Origin of the sequence: [Phormidium] sp. LEGE 05292 (genome assembly GCF_015207735.1) — a bacterium.
Taxonomy (GTDB): Bacteria; Cyanobacteriota; Cyanobacteriia; order Cyanobacteriales; family Aerosakkonemataceae; genus Floridanema.
On the sequence record NZ_JADEWG010000227.1, the window covers coordinates 1 to 7,382 of the forward strand.

The following is a 7,382-nucleotide window of genomic DNA, read 5'->3' on the forward strand; positions in this document are numbered from 1 at the left end:
TCCCCCCATCTCCCCATCTCCCCACTTCCCTTGCACGATTAATCAGCCTCAGTGACACCAGTAATTCTTTGCTTCATTTGGGCTAACTCTGCATCAACATCATTTCCCATTTCCAAAGCTGCAAACTTATTTTCTAACTCCCGGCTTCCCATTTTCTCAATTACCTCTGAGCGTGCTTCCAATTGCAGAATCTTCTCCTCCATGCGCTCAAAAGCTTGGAGAGTGCCACTTGGATTATATTTATCCATTAACTCATTCATTTTCGCCGCTGCTTGAGCCGATCGCGCACGGGCAATATACATATCTTTTTTCATTCTTGCCTCAGCAATCTTGCCCTCCAAAGTTCTCAAGTCTTGCTTCAGCTTAGTAATAATAGTGTCTAGAGAAGTAAGTTGACCTTGTAAAGCTTGAACAGTTTCCCAATAAGATTTACGTTTGACTAGAGCTTCTCTAGCTAATTGTTCATTTTCCTTTTCTAGCGCCAATTGAGCGCGATTATACCAAGAATCAGCATGAGATTGAGCATGATTAACATCTCGTTCGGTGCGTTTTTTAGTCGCAATAGCTGCTGCTACCGCTTGCCTCAGCTGAATCAAATTATCCTGCATCTCCAGAACCGTTTGTTCCAGAATCTTCTCAGGATCTTCCGTTTTATTAATTAAATCATTCACATTTGCACGAATCACGCGCACGATGCGATCGATCAATCCCATCACCGCTGCTCCCTTTTGCTTCCTACTTCTTATGCTACAAGTCTAGAGAGAGCAGAGGTACAAGGGACAAGGCCAATCTCATCAATCCTTTTCAATCCTTTAACCTAAACTGCTAACAAACTGCTCTAAAGATTCTGCTATCAATGCTACATCAACTAAATTTTCCAGTTGATTGACATCAAGCCCTTGCAAACGTTGTTCTACCTCCGGTGATACTGTGCCAAACCGATTTCCTAACAACCGTAACAACTGCCGCAATGCACCACGTTGTTCTGCCGTCTCCGCCCGTTGGCGTTCCGCTTCCGCCCGTTGGCGTTCCGCTTCCGCCCGTTGGCGTTCCGCTTCCGCCCGTTGGCGTTCCGCTTCCGCCCGTTGGCTTTCTGCTTCCGCCCGTTGGCTTTCTGCTTCCGCCCGTTGACGTTCCGTTTCTAATCGCTGCTGGGCAAGTTCCTCTGGCAGTAAAACCAAATTGCCAGCTTGGTCGTAAAACCGCAACCAGATTGCCGTTTCTCTCTGTATTTCGCCCGCCCAAGTTCCTAACCACAAACCTAAACGCTGACACCATAACCAACCGCGTTCATTAGGGTTTAGAGGTTGATATTGTTGATTGGCATCTAAATGCCATCCTTGTAAAGAATTGGGGTTAAACGGGTCGTAAACGTAGTAATCTGGTGTGCGGAAAATTTGTTCGTAAATCTGATGTTTGATTCCTGTATCTACTGAGGCTGTAGAAGGTGACATTAACTCCACAATCACATCAGGATAGCGACCATTTTCTTCCCATACTACCCAACCTTGACGATCGGTTCTACCATCCACATTCAAAACTACAAAGAAATCTGGCCCTCGAAAATCTTGATTTCGTGCTTGTGCTGCACTGTAATAGACAAACATATTCCCACCCGCGAAATAATCATCGCGGTCAGCCAATGCTGTTAGCATCGACCAAATTAAAACATTCATCGCAATACGATGGCGATTACTTTCCAAGGGTTCTCCGTCATCAAAAATTAAATCTGTTGGTGGCATGGGAGGTTCCCAAACCGGAGTTTGTGGGGATTGCTGTTGTTCTGTAGTTAAGGATTGCATGAGTAAGCCTCCCATAAGTATCTATGGCCTTTTAAATCGGCACTTCCGTTAGTTGCATTGATTGGGTGGTAAAACTTCTCGATTTGAAAGTCTCCCACCACAATCCCCAATGCAATATCAATCCCTTTTCCCTTGCTTTTGCTTTCTAAAGCCGATAGATTCTTGCCGAAATCCCCTGCTTTTGCAAATTCTGCACTTTCTTTTGGGCGGCTTTTTCATCAGGAAAAGCAGATAATTGAATTGCTTTACCTTGTTTAAGTTGGCGTACCAAAGCTTGTGGCGCAGCTTTGCGGGCTTCGGTTAAACTGCGATCGCCACCATAAGACATAATTACCAAAAACTTATTCTCCGCCTTCTTCGTAGCAGTAGGCTTTTTCGCTGGAGTTTTACTAGTTGCACCTGCTTTCGGCGCACTCACAACTTTCGGCGGAGTCTTCGGAATCGGAGGTTGTACTACCTGTGGAGGAAGAATACCCGATTGAACCGCAGGCGGGATCAAAGCCGAAGGTAAATCCAACCTAGAAGTAACCGCAGGCGGGTTAGGTAACGGCGCAGGCGGATTTACAGGAACTTGAGTTTTCGTAGCCCCCGGTGCCACCTGACTAACAGCAGAACCCCTTGGATTCACTGAAGGTAGCGTTCCCAGATTTAAGTCCACAAACTCCTCCTCCGCTAAATTAGGCGAATTCGGAATTCCACCAGCATTTTTGCCACCTCCAGCCCCTACTCTAGAAGCACTCTCAGACTGCTTATTTCCAGCCAAATGATTAATCGTAGCCGGATTAATCGCCACATAACCCAAAATAGCTGCTCCCACCAACAACAGCAGCATTGAACCAATCCCCAAAGGAGTCATCAACTTATTATTAGGGCTTGCCGTTGATTCAACAAACTCATCATCTTCCAGATTTTTCAGCAGTGCTTCCGAAGATTGTAAATACTCATCCGGCAACTGTTTCCCCACTACAGGATTTCTCAAACCCAAACTAGGACTTTGCAGTTCTAGTTTTGCTTCCCCTGCTACACTTGCTTTTCCATTCAATATAGGTGCAGCCGTAGCGGTTTCCTCATGATTAGATGCAGTCGTTGTTTCCGCCTCAGCTGAATCATTATTTAACAGCGGCTGCCCCACATTCTCTTTTACTGGTGGAGTAGGTAAGTGTACTTGGCTTTCCCTAACAGGAACAGAAATCAAATCCAAACCTTGTTGACCAACAGAACTCTTAGTCGGTCTTTTCTGAGGCACTTGTTTGATCGATCGTTTACGGCGGTACTGAGCTATTTCTTCCTCTAGCTGCATATCTAAACAGCTAAGTACACCCTGAACCACCGGAGAGCAAGGTTGGTTCAGGGTTGTGTCTGGCAATGGCTCAACAGGTGAAAGTTTACTCATGGCTAAACTTCTTGGGTAGTAAGGACAATTATCGTAGATAAAACTGCTAATTACTGCTACTTCAGCTTATACAAGTTAGTCTATAACCGCGTGCAGTATGACTTACCTGAATTTTCCTACTTTACACTTACTGTAGATAACCTTTCTTACTTAAGTAAGATTTTTCTTAATCAGAGATTTGCTGTAATTTACACTAACTTAATTTAAATTTCTTTTTTTCTACCAAGAAAACTAGGGAACAACGTACAGAGATACCCTAGTATTTACCCGATCCCCAAATACCATATCTCATTTTACTAGATAAAATAACCGAAAAAATTTTCTTTAGCAATATTCCGGTAGCCATTTATTTATAAGTGTATTCTCTAGAGTAAAGACATTCAACTAGCATCAGACAGCCACTTGACGTTTGCATTGATCCCACCTTTGTTCTTATAGAGATTAACCGAGTTCTCACTTACATGATGTATAAGTTTATTAACGTAAAAGTGAAAAGAATCTAAAATTTAAATTGTCTTTGGGATCGCTACAACCCAGGCAGCATAAATATTTCAAGCCAAATGTTGTCTCCCAGCAATTTGCGATAACTAGATCAGAAGATAAATTTCCGCAGTGATAACTGCAAAGAAGTAGAGAAATCAGATGCTTAATCCTGTTACTTCAGCCTGTAAGTCTTGTCGGTTTTACACCCCAGAAGGAAGACGCGGTGGAAATTGCCAACAGCTTGGTGTTCCCGTTCGAGGTGCCTGGAAAGCCTGTTCCTTAGCTCTACCTCCATTCGCACCTTCTTGGGAAAGCTTAGAAGAAATCTTCAATTTGCAGAGTGAGGTGCTAAAAGTAACAGAGGTCGTGCCAATCGAAGCTACTCAACCTTCTCCTCTAGAAGAGCTAGAACCAAGCTATGTTGACAGCTATAAAGCTTCACATATTGAAACAATGTCTGTTTAACTATCTAACCTGTTTGTCATTAAAAAAATAAAAATTTAGTAAATCACAATTTTTCGTTTAAACTCCTATTCTGAGATCTTGCATCAAGAGGCAGAGCCTCCTTTGACTCGTTCCCATGTTGAACCTGGGAACGAGTCAAAGGAGGTTATATAGCAACCGCCTTGGCAGTTAAGGCAAGATGAAAAGCCACAACCCTTGTTTTTACTGTTTTTTCCCTTCTGCCTTCTGCTATACCTGCCCTGCTGCAAGATTTGAACTTCAATAAAAATCGCACCACCCTTTTCACCGTTTTTTCAGGAAGTGCGATTTTTATCATTCAGGTAAGTCTGGCTCATTCGTACTAGTAGTGGAAAACCCTGGTTTTGGGGATTGGGGACTAGAACCCTTGTAAATCAGGCATTCCGCTTAATTAGCTTTACTTATCATCAGCACGAGAGAACCATCAATTTAAAGTCTGTAAACGAGTTTCTACCTTACCATTCTTGTGCAAAATCAACAGAATTTCGGGGGTTCGTCCTCCTTCAATTGGAGAAACAAAAGGTTCACCCTTCAACGGTATTTGGGTACGGTCTATATAAAGTTGTGCTACTTGTCCTCGTGGAGTTACTTGCTTAATCGTACCATCAGCATTTAAAGCTAAAGTGTACTCAATTTGATCTTGAGTCAAACTGGAAGGAGGTTGCCAGCGTTGTTGAAAAAACTGTCTTGCTTCCGCTACCTGTGGTATTTGATCGAACAGAGAGTTACTATTGCTAGCATTCCCCGCAGAGCCATTTTTGGGAGTGGTATCAGCACTCAAAGCTGCCATTGTCGAAGTTCCAGAAGTCTCCGTAGCTGTAACGTCTAAATTGTGATTATCTACCGTTTCAGTAGTTTGGCCGTTTTGCTGTCGTCTAAGTGTATTCAAAAACAAAGGTTCAGCAGTAGAATTTCCCAATTGATGACCTAATCCAGCCAACTGAGTATTTTCCTTTGGCTTTGGCTTTGCTGCGCGACTAGGCTTGACTTGAGTCTGAGTATTTGACTCAGAAGAAGAAGGTAAGGGCATTGCAGCTAGCGGTGTAGTCGAAAGGTTTGACAGTACTGGCGATAGTGGGGCTGGTGTTTCTCTGGGAAACATTTGTACAGATGTTGGGCTAGGGGAAGTACTTTGCTGAGTACTTCTGGTTTGCTGAGAGTTTCTAGTTTGTTGATTGTTTCTAGTTTCGCGTTTTACTTGTGCTACGGGTGTCGGATTGACAGCTGGTTTTTTCGTGCTAGCTGTCGTAGGAGTGTTATTTACAGGGATACTAATTGTTCCTTGAGATGTAGCACCTGGATTAGGAGGAATGCTCGGTACGCCAGTAGGTGTGCTACCAATGCGATATGTTCCTGGTGGCAATCCTCCGGCAGGAGTTGTCAGTGCGTTATTATTTCCTACCTGGGATGTAGGAGTGTTAGGCGTGATACCCAGAGGTGGGATTTGAGCGGGAGTACCAGCAGTGTTGTTTCCAAGCGGTGGTGTAGCGGTGGGGTTAGGAGTTTGGTTGCCTAGTAGTCCGGGTGGAGATGGTAGAGTTTGAGGAGAAGTTACAGGTGGAGTTGCTACTCCGGGCGTTGGTGCTGGTAAAGGTGAGGGAACAACAGCAACTTGTGGCTGTACAGCATTAGGATTGGTTTGATTTGGGTCGGTTGTGGGGTTAATAACGGCGGGAGTTGCTTCTGGAGAGCGTTTCCCTTGGTCTAATATTTTGGCAATACCTGCGGTTAAGCCAACTGTTACTGCTACCATTGCGGCTGAGATTGCCCAGTAGGGAGGAAGTTTGCGCCTAGAGGTGGGTCGGTTTTTGGGTAAGCCTTTTTGTTCGGCTTGATATTCTTCAAGGGCTGTGGCTAGGTCGAATAATTGCAGCAAACTCAGGTTAATTGCTGAACCTGATTCTGGGGTAGCTAGAGAACCCAGGAACAAATCGTGGGAAAGTAAATTGCGAGGTTGTAAGTAAATGCCGCAATTTACTTTCGGGAAATGCAGATTTTGAGGGGGTAAATTGGTTGTGCTAGAAGTAATGGTTGGTTGATAATTCTCTCTTGTGGCAGTAGGCGGATTTGTTTGATTTGTTTCTGGTAGTTCGGTGGAGAAATCCTGCTGACTAAAGATGCTATTAATCTGTTTTTCCCTTGGATTGAACTCAGCTATTTCGCTTTGCGTTTCTGCTTGAGTGCTGGTTGGTGTTTGTTCTGGAAAGGTGAATAAAGAGGGGAAGTTTTCGGGTTTCTGGATTAAAAAATGCTGGATGTATGCTTTTACTTCTTGGTGAAGTGCTTCTAATTGGGCTTTGTCGCCGTGAATGGTGATTCGCTTTTCTTCGGGTAGTCGTGGGTCATCGAAGTTGAGGGAAAAGTTGAAGTGTTTGAGGACGGAACGACCAACCCAGCGAAATAGAGGTGAGCCTTGGGAAACTATTTCTAGGGTGCAGGTAGGTGGGGTGTAGCGTCGCAGAACTGAGTTGGAAGACATCATGGCAATTTTTAAGTTTTGAGTGTTGCTTTTTGAGTTAATTGATTGAATTGTCAAAAGTTTTGCAGTTTGTGATTTATGGTTGTGTTTTTTCTAAGAGGGAGAACCAGAGGCGCTGATGCCCGCTGGATGTGCTGTAAAAAAGTAAATCCATGATTTTTTTGAGTGCCAGTTGTGTTAAGGCATCAGGTGATAATGTCTGTTTGTGTTTTATGTCCTCAGAGTATAGCTTGCTGAAGGTGTTGATGTAGTCTCCTAGCAAACTGGAGGTGTGAAGTTCTCGTTGTTCGTCTGTTAGTTGTTCTAGGAGGGCGACGGCACGACGAATTAGTTCTTGGTGTTGTTTGGTTAAATGGCTGATAATTATGACTAGCGATCGCAAATCTTCCACATTCAATCTTTCACTCTCCTCCATCTGAGCATTTTCACTCCCAGGCTGGTGTCTCTGTCTCTGCCACAAGTCAATTCTCTCCAGCGCTGTTGGCGGCATATTTAACCCAGTTGCTGCTGTCAGTATCTCCTGTTGACTAACTCCCGCTAATGCTTCTAAAGCTAAAAAAATCTCATCCAGTTGGGCTTTGATGTTGTCCAACTGCACTGGGTCTAAAGAGGAAGTTAACGTTAAATCCTCTCTTTCGTTGATTAGTCTAGGCGATAATCCTTGGAATTGCATAAATCCACAGTGGGAGACAACATAAAGGCATTTTAATAAAACTAGCGGGAAGGGAACAGGGGAGATGGG

At 43.9% G+C, this 7,382-nt stretch carries 7 protein-coding genes; 1 reads left to right on the forward strand and 6 read right to left on the reverse strand.

Annotation, left to right across the window (positions count from 1 at the left end; translation table 11 throughout):
* Positions 1–38 precede the first annotated feature (38 nt).
* The 3 genes from IQ264_RS30440 to IQ264_RS30450 all read right to left on the reverse strand — a co-directional run bounded on the left by IQ264_RS30440 (position 39) and on the right by IQ264_RS30450 (position 3,195).
* The gene (locus IQ264_RS30440; RefSeq protein WP_193986097.1) at positions 39–713 is read right to left on the reverse strand and encodes a PspA/IM30 family protein; all 675 of its coding nucleotides are present in this window, start codon (positions 711–713) and stop codon (positions 39–41) included.
* Positions 714–812: 99 nt separating this feature from the next.
* The gene (locus IQ264_RS30445; protein ID WP_193986098.1) at positions 813–1,802 is read right to left on the reverse strand and encodes a Uma2 family endonuclease; all 990 of its coding nucleotides are present in this window, start codon (positions 1,800–1,802) and stop codon (positions 813–815) included.
* Positions 1,803–1,947: 145 nt separating this feature from the next.
* Positions 1,948–3,195 (reverse strand): SPOR domain-containing protein, encoded by a 1,248-nt coding sequence (locus IQ264_RS30450; RefSeq protein WP_193986099.1) that lies wholly within the window; start codon positions 3,193–3,195, stop codon positions 1,948–1,950.
* Positions 3,196–3,837: 642 nt separating this feature from the next.
* Between IQ264_RS30450 and IQ264_RS30455 the strand changes: the two genes are divergently transcribed.
* Positions 3,838–4,143: a hypothetical protein gene (locus tag IQ264_RS30455; protein ID WP_193986100.1), complete on the forward strand. Its 306-nt coding sequence runs from the start codon at positions 3,838–3,840 to the stop codon at positions 4,141–4,143.
* Positions 4,144–4,288: 145 nt separating this feature from the next.
* On the opposite strand, the gene IQ264_RS30460 is transcribed toward IQ264_RS30455, so the two are convergent.
* The 3 genes from IQ264_RS30460 to IQ264_RS30470 all read right to left on the reverse strand — a co-directional run.
* The gene (locus IQ264_RS30460) at positions 4,289–4,459 is read right to left on the reverse strand and encodes a hypothetical protein (RefSeq protein WP_193986101.1); all 171 of its coding nucleotides are present in this window, start codon (positions 4,457–4,459) and stop codon (positions 4,289–4,291) included.
* Between the two features lie 126 nt (positions 4,460–4,585).
* On the reverse strand, positions 4,586–6,697 hold the full coding sequence (locus tag IQ264_RS30465; RefSeq protein ID WP_193986102.1) for a DUF4335 domain-containing protein: 2,112 nt from the start codon (positions 6,695–6,697) through the stop codon (positions 4,586–4,588).
* A 19-nt stretch (positions 6,698–6,716) separates the two neighbouring features.
* Positions 6,717–7,382, reverse strand: a 666-nt coding sequence (locus IQ264_RS30470; protein ID WP_322744836.1) for a DUF3038 domain-containing protein, incomplete at its 5' end; no start/stop codon positions are given.